Raw genomic sequence first — 14771 nt, 5'->3', positions numbered from 1 at the left:
CCCCCTCCCCCTCCCCTCGCCCCCCGATAAAGCCGAAGCCGCCAACCGCTCAGCGCAGGACCGCCCTTCGGAGAACCCAGCGTGGGTCGTCACCGTCCGCGCTGCGCACCACGCACGGCGCTCAGCCCGCAGCCCGCAGCCCGCAGTTCAGTCCTCCGGCAGGTACCGGTCCAATATCTCCGCGTCGTCCCCCTCTTCCTCCAGCGCCCGCCGCACCGCACGCAGCGCCAGTCCCTCGCCGTACCCCCTGCGGGCGAGCATCCCGGCGAGGCGCCGTATCCGCTTCTCCCTCTCCAGCCCCCTGGTGGAGCGCAGTTTGGCCTCCACCAGGGCGCGCGCCGTCTCCTCTTCCTGCTCCGCGTCGAGTTGTCCGACGGCGCCCTCGATGACCTGCGCGTCCACGCCCTTGGTACGCAGTTCGCGCGCGAGGGCACGGCGGGCCAGACCTCGGCTGTGATGCCGGGATTCGACCCAGGCGTCCGCGAAGGCCACGTCGTCGATCAGCCCGGCCTCTTCGAAGCGGGAGAGCACCTCCTCGGCGGCCTCGTCGGGGATCTCCCGCTTGCGCAGGGCGTCGGCCAACTGCCGCCGTGTGCGCGGCGTTCCGGTCAGAAGCCGCAGACAGATCGCACGGGCGCGCTCGGCCGGATCCGCATCCGGTTCCGTATGCGGGCCGTCGGCCCGTGCCGCTCCGCCGTCCTCGTCGCCGTCGTCCGTATCACCGTCAGCCTCCCCCGTGGCCTTGGCGCTCTCGCGCTCCTCGTCGTCGGGCGGCGCCCCGTCGCGGGCGCGTGGGCCGCCGCCCGTACGCCCGCGCGTTGCGCGGGACGTACGTGTCGTGCGCGGTGACCCCACCTCGGCCCTCGACGAAGTGGGGCCACCGCTGTCTTCATGGACCGGCCAGTTGGTGCGCCGTGTCACGGATCAGCTCTTCGCGGCTGCGGACTTGGCGGTCTTCGCCTTCGACGCGGGTGCCGCCTTCGCCGTCTCCGCGGTGCCGTCGGCCGCTGCCGGAACCGCACCGGCGGCGTCGGCGCCCGGCTCGTTGCCGGGCTCCTGCGGTGCCACCCCGATGCCCAGCTTCTCCTTGATCTTCTTCTCGATCTCGTTGGCCAGATCGGGGTTGTCCCGCAGGAAGTTGCGCGCGTTCTCCTTGCCCTGGCCGAGCTGGTCGCCCTCGTAGGTGTACCAGGCGCCGGACTTGCGGATGAATCCGTTCTCGACGCCCATGTCGATCAGACCGCCTTCGCGGCTGATGCCCTGCCCGTAGAGGATGTCGAACTCGGCCTGCTTGAACGGCGGTGCGACCTTGTTCTTGACGACCTTGACGCGGGTGCGGTTGCCCACCGCGTCGGTGCCGTCCTTGAGCGTCTCGATACGGCGGATGTCGAGCCGCACGGAGGCGTAGAACTTCAGCGCGCGACCGCCCGTCGTGGTCTCGGGGGACCCGAACATCACGCCGACCTTCTCGCGGAGCTGGTTGATGAAGATGGCCGTGGTCTTGGAGTGGTTGAGCGCACCGGTGATCTTCCGCAGCGCCTGGCTCATCAGCCGGGCCTGGAGACCCACGTGCGAGTCGCCCATCTCGCCCTCGATCTCCGCCCGCGGCACCAGCGCGGCGACGGAGTCGATGACGATCAGGTCGAGCGCGCCGGAGCGGACGAGCATGTCCGTGATTTCCAGGGCCTGTTCGCCGTTGTCCGGCTGGGAGAGGATCAGCGCGTCCGTGTCGACGCCGAGCTTCTTCGCGTACTCGGGGTCGAGCGCGTGCTCCGCGTCCACGAACGCGACCGTGCCGCCGCCCTTCTGGGCGTTCGCCACCGCGTGCAGCGTCAGCGTCGTCTTGCCGGAGGACTCCGGCCCGTACACCTCCACCACACGGCCGCGCGGGAGGCCGCCCACGCCGAGGGCCACATCGAGAGCGGTGGACCCCGTGGGGACGACCTCGACCGGCTCGTTCGGCCGCTCCCCCATGCGCATCACGGCGCCCTTGCCGAACTGCCGTTCAATCTGCGCGAGGGCGGTCTCGAGCGCCTTCTCGCGGTCGGTTTCTGCCATGGGTGCCACCCGGTTTGCTTGAGTCGATCGCTTCACGTCCACGACGCTAGCGTCTGCCACTGACAATCGGCCTGGCTCTCCGCTCCCGGCCGCAAGAGGCCGGGTGGAAGTACGTCGCCAGGGCCTCTATAAGAATCGATGTTCGATTTTTACGTCAAGGCACTCCGAGCTTCTGTGGACAACTCCCCAAATCCCTGTTCAAAAGGGCGAGTTGGGGAGCGCCGCCGACGGTGCTCCCGACCGCCGCGCGCCGCCGTCGCTCATCTCCTCGTCGCCTCAGCGCCTTTCGGCGGGCACGTCCATGACGGCGCAGACGACGCGCCAGACGTCCTTCGCGTCCCAGCCCGCGTCCAGTGCCTCGCGGACCGTACGGCCGCCGAGTTCGGCCATCACATGGTCGCGGGCGAAGGAGTCCGCGTACGTCTCGCCGAAGTGGCCGGCCATTTTCTTCCAGAAGTCCGTCAACCGCATGGACTCAGTATCCGGCACCGCGCACACGCCCCCGGCCGTGACCGCCGACCGCTCAGCCGCCCTGGACCAGCGCTCGTACCGCCGCCGTGACCAGCACCGCCGCCGCGACGACGACGAGGAAGGGGGCGCGCAGCAGCAGCGCGACCGCCGCCGCACCGAGCCCCGCGGCCTTCGCGTCCAGCAGCAGCGTGCCGCCGTCGCTGAAGGTCTGCTGTGCCGTCAGCGCGGCGAGCAGCGCGACCGGAAGGAGCGTCACCAGCCTTTTGACGACGGGCCGTTCGAGCATGCCCTGCGGCACCGAGAGTCCCAGCAGCTTGGCCGCGTAGCACCCCAGCGCCGTCGCGCCGATCGCGATCCACACGTTCATCGCCGCTCCTCTCCCGGCTCCTCCGCGTCGGCCTCGTCGGCGTCCCCGTCGTTGCCGGTACGGTCCGCGTCGTCGGTACGGTCCCCGTCATCCCGCGGAGCCTCCGCCGCCGTCCCCTTCCGCGTACGCCCCCGGACGAGCAGAACGAGCGGAGCCGCCAGCGCCGCGAGCAACACCGGGACGCCGCCCGGCAGTACGGGCAGCAGCCCCAGCCCGAGCGCGACGGCGAGAACGGCGGTGGCCCGCGCCGCGGTCGTCCGCAGCATGGGCGCCAGCAGCGCGAGGAAGACGGCGGGACCGGCGGCGTCCAGCCCCCATGTCCCGGTGTCGCCCAGAGCGCCCGCGCCCAGCGCCCCGAGCAGCGTCGTGAGGTTCCACAGCACGAAGAGGGTCACGCCGGTGACGGTGAAGCCGATGCGGGCTCCGCGCCGTGTGCCCTGGGCGAGCGTGACCGCCGCGGTCTCGTCGATGACCATGTGCGCCGCGAGCGGACGTACGGCGCGCGGCAGCCGCAGCAGCGTGGCGAGCCGCAGTCCGTAGAAGGCGTTGCGTACGCCGAGGAAGAACGCGCCCGCGGCGGCCGCGAGCGGAGCCGCCCCGGCCGCGAGCGCCCCGACGAGGGCGAACTGCGAGGCGCCTGTGAAGACGAAGAGGCTGAGCCCGCAGGTCTGCGGCAGGCTCAGGCCCGCGCCGGCCGCCGTCACGCCGAAGGCGAATCCGGACAGGCCGACGGCGACGCCCACGCCGAGCGCGTCACGGACGACGGCGCGGTCACCGCGGCCGGCGGGGTCGGCGGATTCGGCACGGGCGGCAGGTTCATCGGGATCGCGGCCGGAGGACGGGCAGGTCGGAGGCTGTGAGTCGGCTTTCTGTTCGAGCACGGTGCCACGCTAGCCGGGAGGCCCGTCGGCGGTCTTGTACGTTTTTGCGCTCCGGGTCCGGCTCCCCGTGGAGGCCCCTCGCGCCGCGGGCTCACCGTACGGGCGGCGCCTTCCCCGTACCGCGGGCGGCGCCGTCCTCCCGCAGCCGCTCGCGCCGGTAGGCACCGGGCGGTACGCCCACGATGCGGCCGAAGTGGCGGCTGAGGTGCGCCTGGTCGGTGAAGCCCACCGCGGCGGCGGTCTCCGCGAGCGGAACGCCGGCGTCCAGCAGCGAGCGCGCCCGGTGCACGCGGGCGTCGGTGAGCCAGGTGTGCGGCGGCATGCCGTACCGCTCGCGGAAGGCCCGCAGCAGCGGGAAGACGCCGGTGGCCAGTTCGCGCGCGAGCGCCTCCAGCGTGGGAGGGTCCGCGATCCTCGCCTCCAGGACGGCGCGGGCGCGCTCCGCGGTACGGGCGCCCGCCGTGGCGACGGGACGGGAGGGCAGCACTCCGCCGTGCAGCCGCAGCAGCCGGGCCACCGCGACCCGCAGGAAGGTGTCGGCGGCCAGCGCCTGTCCGCTCTCGGCCGCGCGGTGCACACGCGCGATCAGGGCGGCGCCCTCGGGGTCGTGGACGGTGGCGGCGGTGAAGCCGGGGGCGCCGCGCAGCGTCGTGGTCTCGGCGGCGATGCGGGCGATGAGTCCGGGCGCCGGGTAGAGCACGTCGTAGCGCCAGCCCTCCGGTCCGCCCGGGTACGCGGAGTGCGGGACGCCGGGGTTGATGAGCGCGAGCGAGCCCGGTCCGGCTCGGTGTTCGGCGCCGCTGTGCCGGAAGACCTCGACGCCCTCGGCGATGGCTCCGATCACATACGCGTCGTGGGTGTGCCGGGCGAAGGTCTTACTGAGATACCGGGCGCGCAGCAGGTCCACGTCGGGCAGCCGGGGATGCCGCCAGTGCCGTGCGCTCTCGCCCGCTGCCATGGGGCCATTCTGCGCTCTGCTGCGGCGTTGTCAGTGGTGAGGTGCACGATGGGGACCATGGGTCAGACCACTCCGGGCTCCCCCCAGGACATGCCAGAGGACTCACCGCAGCACTCGTCGCACGATCCTGCGCCGGACTCCGCGCTCGACGCCTTCTCCCCCGCGACCAGGGCCTGGTTCACGGGGGCGTTCCGCGCGCCCACGTCCGCACAGGCCGGGGCATGGCGCGCGCTGGCGGAGGAGTCGGACGCCCTGGTCGTCGCACCCACCGGCTCCGGCAAGACCCTGGCCGCCTTCCTCGCCTCGCTCGACCGGCTGGCCGCCACGCCCCCGCCGGCCGACCCGGTCAAGCGCTGCCGCGTGCTGTACGTCTCACCGCTGAAGGCCCTCGCGGTCGACGTCGAGCGCAATCTGCGCAGTCCGCTGACGGGCATCCGCCAGGAGTCGCTGCGTCTCGGGCTGCCCGAGCCGGAGATCCGGGTGGGTATCCGCTCCGGGGACACCCCGGCCGCAGAGCGGCGCTCGCTGGCCCGCCGCCCGCCGGACATCATGATCACCACGCCGGAGTCGCTCTTCCTGATGCTGACCTCGGCCGCGCGTGACGCCCTCTCCGGCGTGGAGACGGTGATCCTCGACGAGGTGCACGCGGTGGCCGGCACCAAGCGCGGCGCCCATCTGGCGCTCTCCCTGGAACGGCTGGACGAGTTGCTGGAGCGTCCCGCCCGGCGCATCGGCCTCTCCGCGACCGTACGGCCCGTGGACGAGGTGGCCCGCTTTCTCTCCCCGCAGCGCAAGGCGACGGTCGTACAGCCGCCGTCCGGCAAGGAGTTCGACCTGTCGGTGGTGGTCCCCGTCGAGGACATGGGCGAGCTGGGCGGCTCCCCCGTGCAGGACGCGGGCGGCGGCCCCTCCCCGGGGGACACCCCCGCCGGCGGCGGCAAGCCGTCGATCTGGCCCTCCGTCGAGGAGCGCATCGCCGACCTCGTGCAGGCCCACCGCTCGACGATCGTCTTCGCCAACTCCCGGCGTCTCGCGGAGCGTCTGTGCAACAGGCTCAACGAGATCGCCTACGAGCGCGCCACCGGCGAGCCCATGCCGGAGCACCACTCGCCGGCCGAACTGATGGCGGAGGCGGGGTCGGCGAAGGGTGCGCCGCCGCTGCTGGCCCGCGCGCACCACGGCTCGGTCTCCAAGGACCAGCGCGCCCTGGTGGAGGAGGAGTTGAAGTCGGGCCGGCTGCCGGCGGTGGTGGCCACCTCCAGTCTGGAGCTGGGCATCGACATGGGCGCGGTGGATCTGGTGATCCAGGTCGAGTCGCCGCCGTCGGTGGCGTCCGGGCTGCAGCGCGTGGGACGTGCGGGGCACCAGGTCGGCGCGGTCTCGGCGGGTGTGGTCTTCCCCAAGTACCGCGGAGATCTGGTGCAGTCGGCGGTCGTCACCGAGCGGATGCGCGAGGGCGCCATCGAGGCGCTGCGCGTCCCGGCGAATCCGCTGGACGTCCTCGCGCAGCAGCTCGTGGCGATGGTCTCGGTGGACACCTGGGACGTGGAGGAGCTGCTGCTCCTGGTGCGCCGGGCGGCCCCGTTCGCGTCTCTCCCCGAGTCCGCGTACCACGCGGTGCTGGACATGCTCGCGGGCCGCTATCCGTCCGACGCCTTCGCCGAACTGCGCCCGCGTCTGGTGTGGGACAGGGTGGCGCAGACCGTCAGCGGCAGGCCGGGGGCGCAGCGTCTCGCGGTCACGTCGGGCGGCACGATCCCTGACCGCGGTCTCTTCGGTGTCTTCCTCGCCGGTGCCGATCCGAAGAAGGGCGGCGGCCGGGTCGGCGAGCTGGACGAGGAGATGGTCTACGAGTCGCGCGTGGGCGACGTCTTCACGCTGGGCACGACGTCCTGGCGGATCGAGGACATCACCCGCGACCGGGTGCTCGTCACGCCCGCTCCCGGTGTGCCGGGGCGGCTGCCGTTCTGGAAGGGCGATCAGCTCGGCCGCCCGCTGGAGTTGGGGCGTGCGCTGGGCGCGTTCCTCCGCGAGGTCGGCTCGCTCACGCGCGAGGCGGCGCAGGAGCGGCTGGCGGGCGCCGGGCTCGACGAGCTGGCCGTCGGCAATCTCCTCGCGTATCTGGACGAGCAGCGCGAGGCGTGCGGCCACATCCCCGACGACCGGACGATCGTGGTCGAGCGCTTCCGGGACGAGCTGGGCGACTGGCGCATCGTCGTCCACTCGCCCTTCGGCGCGCAGGTGCACGCCCCGTGGGCGCTGGCGCTCGGCGCGCGCCTCACCGAGCGGTACGGGATGGACGCGCAGGTCATGCACGCCGACGACGGGCTCGTCCTGCGTCTGCCCGACGCCGACGTAATGGGCCTGGATCTGCTGGAGGAGGCCGCCGCGGGGGCGCCCGGCGGCGCCTCCGGGGACGTCTCGCGGGGCGGCGCCGCCGACGGCACGGCCTTCGACGACGGCCAGGCCCCGGTCGGCGTCTCCGACGTCCTCTTCGAGTCGGGCGACGTCGAGCAGATCGTCACCGACCAGGTCGGCGGCTCGGCGCTCTTCGCCGCCCGCTTCCGCGAGTGCGCCGCGCGCGCCCTGCTGCTGCCGCGCCGCAACCCCGGCAAACGCACCCCGCTGTGGCAGCAGCGGCAGCGCGCGGCCCAACTCCTCCAGGTCGCCTCGGAGTTCGGCTCGTTCCCGGTCGTCCTGGAGGCGGTGCGCGAATGTCTCCAGGACGTCTTCGACGTGCCGGGCCTCTCGGAGCTGATGGGCGACGTCGAGGCGCGCCGCGTCCGCGTCGTCGAGGTCACCACGGCCGACCCGTCGCCCTTCGCCCGCTCGCTGCTCTTCGGCTATGTCGCGCAGTATTTGTACGAGGGCGACTCCCCGCTCGCCGAGCGCCGCGCGGCGGCCCTGTCGCTGGACTCCCGGCTGCTGGCGGAGCTGCTGGGCCAGGCCGAACTGCGCGAACTGCTCGACGCGGACGTCCTGTCGGAGCTGGAGCGGGAGTTGCAGTGGCGCACGGAGGACCGCCGTGTGAAGGACGCCGAGGGCGTGGCCGATCTGCTCCGGCTGCTGGGGCCGCTGACGCCGGAGGCGCTGCGGGAGCGCGGCGCGGATCCGCAGTGGGCCGCGGATCTGGAGTCGGCGCGGCGGGCGATCCGCGTCCGCGTCGCGGGCGAGCTGCGCTTCGCGGCCGTCGAGGACGCGGGACGGCTGCGGGACGCCCTGGGTGTGGCGCTGCCGGTCGGCGTCCCGGAGGCGTTCACGGAGCCGGTGCCCGATCCGCTCGGTGATCTGCTGGCCCGATACGCCCGTACGCACGGGCCGTTCGTCTCCGCGGACGCCGCCGCGCACTTCGGATTGGGCACCGCCGTCGCGGAGGGCGCCCTGCAGCGGCTCACGGCGAGCGGACGCCTCGTGCAGGGCGAGTTCCATCCGGCCGGAGCGGGCCAGGAGTGGTGCGACGCCGCGGTGCTGCGCCGGCTGCGGCGACGGTCGCTGGCCGCACTGCGCCAGGAGCTGGAACCGGTGCCTCCGTCCGCGCTGGCGGCGTTCCTCCCGCAGTGGCAGCACGCCTCCGCGCCCGGCTCGGGCAGTGTGCGCGGCATCGACGGACTGCTGCGCACCGTCGAGCAGTTGCAGGGCGCGCCCGTGCCCGCCTCGGCCCTGGAGAAGCTGGTCCTGCCCGGCCGGGTGCGCGACTACGGCCCGGGCATGCTCGACGAACTCACCACCTCCGGCGAGGTGTTGTGGGCGGGCGCGGGGTCGCTGCCCGGCAAGGACGGCTGGATCTCGCTCTATCCGGCCGACACCGCCGGGCTGTTGCTCCCGCCGCCGCTGCCGCTGGAACTGACGCCGCTGCACCAGGCGGTGCTGGACGCGCTGGCCCCGGGGTACGGGCTGTTCTTCCGTCAGCTTGCCGACCAGGTACGCGCCACGGCGGGCCCCGAGGCCACCGATCCCCAACTGGCCGACGCGCTCTGGGATCTGGCGTGGTCCGGCCGCGTCTCCAACGACACGCTGGCCCCGCTGCGGGCGCTGCTCGGCTCCGGCCGTACGGCGGGGGCCACGGCGCACCGCGCCAAGAGGGCCGTGCCGCGCGGACGTTACGGATCGCTGACGGCCGCGGCCACCCGCAGCGGCACGAACCGGCCCACGGCCTCCCGCAACGGCCCGCCGACGGTGGCCGGCCGCTGGTCGCTGCTGCCGGCTCCGGAGACGGACGCGACGCACCGGGCGCACGCCCTGGCCCGTACGCTCCTGGACCGCCACGGCATCGTCACCCGGGGCGCGGTGGCGGCGGAGGGCGTGGAGGGCGGCTTCTCGGCGGCGTACCGGGTGCTGTCCGCGTTCGAGGAGAGCGGCCAGGCTCGGCGCGGCTATGTCGTGGAGGGCCTGGGCGCCGCGCAGTTCGCGATGGACGGCGCCATCGACCGGCTCCGCGCGGTGCACACTGCCCGCGAACGCGAACAGCACTTCCGTGCCGTGGTCCTCGCCGCGGCCGACCCGGCGAACGCCTACGGGGCGGCCCTCCCCTGGCCGGAGCCTCCCGAAGGTTCGACGCACAAGCCGGGCCGCAAGGCGGGCGCGGTGGTCGTCCTGGTCGACGGCGAACTCTCCCTCTACATGGAACGGGGCGGCAAGACGCTCCTGGTCTGGCCGGGCACCCCCGCCGGGGGCGCGGCCCCGGACGACGAGGTCATCGACCCGTCCGGAGTGCCAACTCCCGCCACGGCGGCGGACGCTCTGGCCCGCGCGGCGCTGCAGGGCGCCCTCGGCACGGTCACGGTGGAGCGCGTCAACGGGGCCCCCGCGCTCTCCTCCCCCTTCGCCACCCTCCTGGAACAGGCCGGATTCCATGCCACGCCCCGCGGACTCCGGCTGCGTGCACGGTGACGCCGCGGGAAAGCGCCGTCCCGGCCGGAAGCGAGACGGTACGGAAGGAAGCGGTACGGAGAAGTTCCGTACCGCGGCAGTCGTACGGGAGCGGGGCAGGCCGGAGCGCGGCGGCCCGCGGATCCGCCCGCGGGGCCCAACACAGCGCCCCACACCCGGCGTTGACGCGAGGATGAGGGCATGCCCGAAGGAGACACGGTCTGGTACACGGCCCGGCGGCTGCACGACGTGCTCGCCGGCCGCGCCCTGACACGTACGGACTTCCGTGTCCCCCGGCTCGCGACGACGGACCTCGGCGGCCGGCGGACCCTCGATGCGACGCCCCGCGGCAAGCACCTCCTCATCCGCGTCGAGGGCGGCCTGACGATCCACTCGCACCTCGGCATGGAGGGCGCCTGGCGCATCGCCACACCGCAGCGCCCCGCACGCGGTGGCGGCGGCCCCTCCCACCAGATCCGCGCCGTCCTCGTCACGGCGGACGGGGGCACCGCCACCGGCTACCGTCTGCCTCTGCTCGAACTGCTGCGCACCGACGAGGAGTCGGCGGCCCTCGGACACCTCGGCCCGGACCTTCTGGGCCCGGACTGGGACGCGGACGAGGCCGCGCGCCGCCTGGCGGCCGACCCGTCCCGTCCGCTCGTCGAAGCCCTGCTGGACCAGCGCAATCTGGCGGGAATCGGCAACGTCTACGCCGCCGAACTCTGCTTCCTGGCGGGCGTCTCACCCTGGACGCCCGTCGGCGAGCTGCCGACTCCCCGTCTGGAGAAGCTGATCGCCGCCGCACGCAATCTTCTGGACGCCAACAAGGAGAGCCTGGAGCGCCGTACGACGCAGGCCCTCTCCCGCAGGGACCGCGACCGTGCGCTGTGGGTGTACGGACGGCTCAACCGCCCCTGCCACCGCTGCGGCACCGCCGTCCGCAAGAGCGTGCACGGTCCGCCCGGAAGCGACCGCCCCGCGTACTACTGCCCCCGCTGCCAGCCCGGCCCCCGTCCATGACGCCGTCTTCGGCATCCCCGCACCCGGTGCGTCAACGGCCGGATCCGCCGTCGCGCCCCCACCGTCCCGTCCTTCGAACTCGCCCTTCCCGCCGGTCCGTTCGCCGTTCTGCCGTCTCGCGCTCGTAGCACTCCGCGGGACGCCGCACCACCCGAGGCCCCTTGCCGTGGTCCGGGGCCCGCAGCGTCACATGGACGGGTATCAGCCCCAGCCCCCAGCCGAGCACCGCCGCCATCGCCTCCCCCGGCGGCGCCCCGGGCGCTGTCAGCCGCCACAGAAGCCAAGCCGCTGCCGCCGCGCAGGCGCCTGTCAGCACCCTGCGCACCGGCAGCCTCCGTATGTGCCCTATGGGCCCTGCCATCCGCGTACCTCCCGCGCCCGTCCGCTCCGGCCACGCTCCGCCCATCGTCGCGCACTCTCCGCGCCCCCGCGACAGCAGAACCGCGAGCGGAAAACCCGTGAGCAGCGACGACGGCGCACGCGGCGGCGGCCGTACAACGCCCGCACATACGGCGAGAGGCCCCGCCGGACGTACCGGCAGGGCCTCTCGTCGAACTCTTCGTCGTCCCCTTCGTCGTCCGTGGGGACGGCGCCCGTCAGGCAGCGACCACGTCGACTGCCTCCGCGGGCGCCTTGATCGTGACGCGTTCCTCCGGAACTCCTGTGACCGATGTCACGGAGACCGGGTTGAGAACAGTGCGGCGCATCGGCGCGGGCACCGTGTCGCTCGCAGCAGACTCGGCCAGCTCCGCGAGCGCCAGTTCGTCACTGACCTCCCGCATCAGCTCGGACATCCGCACATCGAGCGCTTCGCAGATCGAGGACAACAGCTCCGAGGAAGCTTCCTTCTGGCCACGCTCGACCTCGGAGAGATACCCGAGCGAAACCCGGGCAGATGAAGAGACTTCGCGCAGGGTCCGGCCCTGGCGCTGGCGCTGCCGACGCAGCACGTCACCCAGCAGGCGACGGAGCAGAATCATCGGTGCTCCTCCCTCTCAACGCGCGGCGTCTTCCACAGCTTGATACCCACCACCCCATCGGGCGTGAATCCTTCAGGCTCCACCGTACCGCCTCGGGCTGCACCCGTGCGGGGAGCGATGTCGTGTTCACTCAGGGCTGCAAACAACCCTTCCCCCCGTCTTGTTCCTTACCCTTCCCCCGTTCATTCCCGGCCAGTTCACCGTGCAACAGCCCCAGCGCGCTGCGCACACTCTGCCGTCGGATCTGCGCCCTGTCACCGTCGAAACTCAGCTCGCGGCAGACCGCTTCACCGTGCGGACCCGCCACCGCCGCATAGACCGTTCCGACCTCGCGGCCGTCCTGCGGCTCCGGTCCTGCGACGCCTGTCGTCGACAGTCCCCAGGAGGTGCCCAGCGCCGTCCGTACCCCGCGGGCCATGGCACGCGCCACGTCCTCGTCGACGGCGCCGCGCTCCTCCAGCAGCGCACCGTCCACGCCCAGCAGGTCCCGCTTGAGGTCCGTCGCGTACGCCGTCACCGAGCCCCGGAAGGCCCGCGAGGCACCGGGCGCCGCGGTGATCTCGGCGGCCACCATGCCGCCGGTCAGGGACTCGGCGACGGCCAGCGTCTCACCGCGGTCCACCAGCAGTTCCAGGAGGGCGGCCGTCACCTCGGCATAGTCCTCTTCGCGCTCCTCGGGCTGCGGGGCGCCGCTCACGCCGGCTCCGCTCCGCTCTGACCGGCGGCCGCCCGCGCCTCACGTTCACGTGCCCGTCCGGCCCGGCGCAGTACGACGGCCTGCCGTACGTAGTCCAGGCCCGTCACCACGGTCAGTACGACGGCGACGGCCATGACCCACCAGCGCAGCGTCGCGAGCGGCCCGGTCAGCGCCAGTACGTACATGCCCACGGCGACGCCCTGTGCGAGCGTCTTGAGCTTGCCGCCCCGGCTGGCGGGGATCACTCCGTGCCGGATGACCCAGAAGCGCATCGCCGTGATGCCCAGCTCCCGGAAGAGGATGACGCCCGTCACCCACCAGGGCAGATCGCCCAGCACCGAGAGGCAGGCCAGGGCCGCGCCCATGATCGCTTTGTCGGCGATGGGGTCGGCGATCTTCCCGAAGTCGGTGACGAGGTCGTAGCGGCGGGCCAGTTCGCCGTCGAAGAGGTCCGTGATCATCGCGACGGTGAAGGCGGCCCAGGCGAAGGAGCGCCAGGCAGGGTCGTGGCCGCCGTGCCACAACATCAGCGCCACGAAGCCGGGGACGAGCAGCAGCCGCACCATCGTGAGGATGTTGGCGACGTTCCACAGGCTCACCCTGCGGACGGCGCCCGCCGCGCCCGCGGCGGCCCCGGACCGTCCGGGCCGGGGTTCCTGCCGGGGCTCGTACTGGGGCTTGTGCTGGGGTTTGGCCATCGCACCGCCACTCGCCGCGGAAGCCGGCACTCCTGTCATCCGCCGGCCTCCTCACTGCCTCCGCCGCCCTCGTCGCCCCCTTCGAGGCCGCTGTGCAGCGGCTCGGCGACCAGGTCCACGCCTTCCGTGGCGACCACTTTCGCCTCGACCATACGTCCGATCACGGAGCCCCGTACCGGTGCGTGCCCGCCTCTCAGCAGCACCTGTCCGTCCGTCTCGGGCGCCTGGTGCGCGGCACGGCCCACCAGCGTGCCGCCGTCGGCGCCCGCGCCCTGCCCGGCCTCCTCGTCGTGCCCGTCGTCCTCGTCATGCTCGACGGACTCGACCAGCACGCGCACCGTCTCCCCGAGCCGCTCCTCCGCACGCTGCGCGGTCAGCTCCTCCGCGAGCCGGGAGACGCGGCCGAGGCGCTCCGCGACGACCTCCGGGGCGTTCTTCTCCTCGTACCCGGCGGCCTCCGTGCCGTCCTCGTCCGAGTAGCCGAAGACGCCCACGGCGTCCAGCCGCGCCTCGTTGAGGAAACGCTCCAGCTCGGCGACGTCCGCCTCGCTCTCCCCGGGGAAGCCCACGATGAAGTTCGAACGGACGCCCGCCTGCGGCGACTTGGACCTGATGGTCTCCAGCAGCCCCAGGAACCGTTCGGTGTCGCCGAAGCGCCGCATGGCCCGCAGCACCGTCGGCGCGGAGTGCTGGAAGGACAGGTCGAAGTACGGGGCCACCTTGTCGGTCTGCGTCAGGACGTCGATGAGGTCGGGGCGCATCTCCGCGGGCTGGAGGTAGCTCACCCGTACCCGCTCGATGCCCTCCACGGCGGCCAGTTCGGGCAGCAGCGTCTCCAGCAGCCGGATGTCGCCGAGGTCCTTCCCGTACGAGGTGTTGTTCTCCGAGACGAGCATCACCTCGCGGACGCCCTGCTCGGCCAGCCACCGCGTCTCACCCAGGACGTCGGACGGCCGCCGCGAGATGAACGAGCCGCGGAAGGAGGGGATCGCGCAGAACGAGCAGCGCCGGTCGCAGCCGGAGGCGAGCTTCACGGACGCGACGGGGCTGCCGTCCAGCCGCCGCCGCAGCGGGGCCCTGGGCCCGGACGCGGGGGCGACACCGGCCGGCAAGTCCTCGGGCCCGCCCGGCATCTGGGCTCCGGAGCCGCCGTCGGCGCCGTGTCCGGGGAGCGCGACGCCCGAGCCGGCGTCCTGCCGTTCCGCGGGGCTGATGGGCAGCAGCTTGCGGCGGTCGCGCGGGGTGTGCGGGGCGTGCACGCCGCCGCTGAGGATGGTCTGGAGCCGTCCGGAGATGTCGGCGTAGTCGTCGAAGCCGAGCACGCCGTCCGCTTCGGGCAGCGCCTCGGCGAGCTCCTTGCCGTAGCGCTCGGCCATGCAGCCCACGGCGACGACGGCCTTGGTCCGGCCGGCGCCCGAACTCCCGCCCGCCTTCAGGTCGTTGGCTTCGAGGAGCGCGTCGACGGAGTCCTTCTTGGCGGCCTCGACGAAGCCGCAGGTGTTGACGACGGCGACATCGGCCTCGGCGGCCTCCTCCACGAGGTCCCAGCCGTCCGCCGCGAGGCGGCCCGCCAGCTCTTCGGAATCTACTTCGTTACGGGCGCAGCCAAGCGTGACAAGGGCGACGGTGCGGCGTTGGGGCATGGACTCAGCGTACTTCGTCACGTCCCGCCCACCGGCCGCAGGTGATGCTGCGGGCGGTGGGCGGGACGCGCTGGTGCCGAGAGCCTGCGCGGTCGCGCGGCGGTGCCCAGGTCACGACCGTCGGCGCCG

The 14771-nt window shown here is 73.3% G+C and carries 12 protein-coding genes; 2 read left to right on the top strand and 10 right to left on the bottom strand.

The features are described 5' to 3' along the window. Positions 1-147: 147 nt before the first annotated feature. From recX to AN218_RS05415, 6 genes are all read right to left on the bottom strand, one after another. A complete protein-coding gene (gene recX / locus AN218_RS05440; RefSeq protein ID WP_070015464.1) occupies positions 148-921 on the bottom strand; it encodes a recombination regulator RecX in 774 nt (257 codons plus the stop codon). A gap of 3 nt (positions 922-924) precedes the next feature. Next, positions 925-2058 carry a recombinase RecA gene (gene recA / locus AN218_RS05435; RefSeq protein WP_070015463.1) on the bottom strand — a complete coding sequence of 378 codons (1134 nt, stop codon included), beginning with the start codon at positions 2056-2058 and terminating at the stop codon, positions 925-927. A gap of 276 nt (positions 2059-2334) precedes the next feature. Then, entirely contained in the window at positions 2335-2529 is a 195-nt protein-coding gene (locus AN218_RS05430; protein WP_070015462.1) for a DUF3046 domain-containing protein, read from the bottom strand. 52 nt (positions 2530-2581) lie between these two features. Then, complete coding sequence (locus AN218_RS05425; RefSeq protein ID WP_070015461.1) at positions 2582-2896, bottom strand: AzlD domain-containing protein; 315 nt, start codon at positions 2894-2896, stop codon at positions 2582-2584. Further along, positions 2893-3777, bottom strand: a complete 885-nt coding sequence (locus AN218_RS05420; protein WP_079131839.1) for an AzlC family ABC transporter permease — start codon at positions 3775-3777, stop codon at positions 2893-2895. Before AN218_RS05420 ends, AN218_RS05425 begins: the two co-directional genes overlap by 4 nt. A gap of 91 nt (positions 3778-3868) precedes the next feature. Beyond that, positions 3869-4735: an AraC family transcriptional regulator gene (locus AN218_RS05415; RefSeq protein WP_070015460.1), complete on the bottom strand. Its 867-nt coding sequence runs from the start codon at positions 4733-4735 to the stop codon at positions 3869-3871. A gap of 90 nt (positions 4736-4825) precedes the next feature. On the opposite strand from AN218_RS05415, the gene AN218_RS05410 reads away from it, so the two are divergent. Both AN218_RS05410 and AN218_RS05405 read left to right on the top strand, forming a co-directional pair. Next, positions 4826-9625 carry an Lhr family ATP-dependent helicase gene (locus AN218_RS05410; protein ID WP_070015469.1) on the top strand — a complete coding sequence of 1600 codons (4800 nt, stop codon included), beginning with the start codon at positions 4826-4828 and terminating at the stop codon, positions 9623-9625. 180 nt (positions 9626-9805) lie between these two features. Beyond that, the gene (locus AN218_RS05405) at positions 9806-10624 is read left to right on the top strand and encodes an Fpg/Nei family DNA glycosylase (protein ID WP_070015459.1); all 819 of its coding nucleotides are present in this window, start codon (positions 9806-9808) and stop codon (positions 10622-10624) included. Positions 10625-11220: 596 nt separating this feature from the next. Here AN218_RS05405 and AN218_RS05400 read toward each other — a convergent pair. The 4 genes from AN218_RS05400 to rimO form a co-directional block, all read right to left on the bottom strand. After that, the gene (locus AN218_RS05400) at positions 11221-11604 is read right to left on the bottom strand and encodes a helix-turn-helix domain-containing protein (protein ID WP_070015458.1); all 384 of its coding nucleotides are present in this window, start codon (positions 11602-11604) and stop codon (positions 11221-11223) included. Between the two features lie 130 nt (positions 11605-11734). Beyond that, the gene (locus AN218_RS05395; protein ID WP_070015468.1) at positions 11735-12253 is read right to left on the bottom strand and encodes a CinA family protein; all 519 of its coding nucleotides are present in this window, start codon (positions 12251-12253) and stop codon (positions 11735-11737) included. Between the two features lie 44 nt (positions 12254-12297). Next, positions 12298-13038, bottom strand: a complete 741-nt coding sequence (pgsA, locus tag AN218_RS05390) for a CDP-diacylglycerol--glycerol-3-phosphate 3-phosphatidyltransferase (protein ID WP_070015457.1) — start codon at positions 13036-13038, stop codon at positions 12298-12300. Further along, on the bottom strand, positions 13035-14642 hold the full coding sequence (rimO, locus tag AN218_RS05385; protein ID WP_070015467.1) for a 30S ribosomal protein S12 methylthiotransferase RimO: 1608 nt from the start codon (positions 14640-14642) through the stop codon (positions 13035-13037). The genes pgsA and rimO overlap by 4 nt, the downstream gene beginning before the upstream one ends. Positions 14643-14771: the final 129 nt, after the last annotated feature.

Source organism: Streptomyces nanshensis, assembly GCF_001751255.1.
In the GTDB taxonomy this organism is placed as follows: Bacteria; Actinomycetota; Actinomycetes; order Streptomycetales; family Streptomycetaceae; genus Streptomyces; species Streptomyces nanshensis_A.
Note: the sequence above shows the minus strand (reverse complement) of the source record. Positions and strands in the feature narration are given on the sequence as shown.

Excerpts from the sequence above, each read along its gene's own strand:
- pgsA (WP_070015457.1), bottom strand. The coding sequence starts at position 13,038 with ATGACAGGAGTGCCGGCTTCCGCGGCGAGTGGCGGTGCGATGGCCAAA.
- rimO (WP_070015467.1), bottom strand. The coding sequence starts at position 14,642 with ATGCCCCAACGCCGCACCGTCGCCCTTGTCACGCTTGGCTGCGCCCGT.
- AN218_RS05415 (WP_070015460.1), bottom strand. The coding sequence starts at position 4,735 with ATGGCAGCGGGCGAGAGCGCACGGCACTGGCGGCATCCCCGGCTGCCC.
- AN218_RS05405 (WP_070015459.1), top strand. The coding sequence starts at position 9,806 with ATGCCCGAAGGAGACACGGTCTGGTACACGGCCCGGCGGCTGCACGAC.
- recA (WP_070015463.1), bottom strand. The coding sequence starts at position 2,058 with ATGGCAGAAACCGACCGCGAGAAGGCGCTCGAGACCGCCCTCGCGCAG.
- AN218_RS05430 (WP_070015462.1), bottom strand. The coding sequence starts at position 2,529 with ATGCGGTTGACGGACTTCTGGAAGAAAATGGCCGGCCACTTCGGCGAG.
- AN218_RS05400 (WP_070015458.1), bottom strand. The coding sequence starts at position 11,604 with ATGATTCTGCTCCGTCGCCTGCTGGGTGACGTGCTGCGTCGGCAGCGC.
- AN218_RS05410 (WP_070015469.1), top strand. The coding sequence starts at position 4,826 with ATGCCAGAGGACTCACCGCAGCACTCGTCGCACGATCCTGCGCCGGAC.
- AN218_RS05425 (WP_070015461.1), bottom strand. The coding sequence starts at position 2,896 with ATGAACGTGTGGATCGCGATCGGCGCGACGGCGCTGGGGTGCTACGCG.